This is a genomic window from Candidatus Thiosymbion oneisti (assembly GCF_900092655.1).
Lineage (GTDB): Bacteria > Pseudomonadota > Gammaproteobacteria > Chromatiales > Chromatiaceae > Thiosymbion > Thiosymbion oneisti.
In genome coordinates this window covers 1-484 of sequence record NZ_FLUY01000119.1, presented here as the reverse complement: position 1 = coordinate 484, position 484 = coordinate 1, and the positions used below count along the sequence as shown (strand labels likewise).

1 protein-coding gene is annotated in these 484 nt (G+C 62.0%); it reads left to right on the top strand.

Features of this window, described 5'->3' with window-relative positions:
* The coding region (locus tag BQ17_RS01195) for a transposase (RefSeq protein WP_141699024.1) at positions 1-455 on the top strand (455 nt) is incomplete at its 5' end.
* Positions 456-484: the final 29 nt, after the last annotated feature.

Sequence of the window (484 nt, the reverse complement as noted above, 5' to 3'; positions counted from 1 at the left end):
GCCCCGCCGGCGAGTTGTTGCCCCCGCGCGGTCAGCCGCACCAGAAGAACGGCATTCGGCGTACTCGCTACAGCCGTCCCGCCAGTCAGTGCCGGGACTGCCCGCTCAAGGCGGTGTGTCTACCAGCCTCCGGCGCTGCACGCCGTATCTATCGCAGCGAGCATGCTGAGTTGATCCAAGCCCACCGGCAACGGATGGCCGAATCGGGGCCAGAGAAGATGCGTCAGCGTGCCGGTCTGGTCGAACACCCCTTCGGTACGCTCAAACGCTGGTTCGGCTGGGACCACTTCCTGGTACGCGGCTTCAAGAAGGTCCGCGCTGAGATGAGCCTGATGATTCTTGGCTACAACCTCCTGCGGGTGGTCAACTGGCTCGGGGTCGGCGCACTGAGGGATTACTGCGTCCGGCGAAAACAGGTCGGCAATAGCCAGGTCCTCGCACACCTGGCCGCATGAAGAATAACACACTGTTTTTATTAGCTATT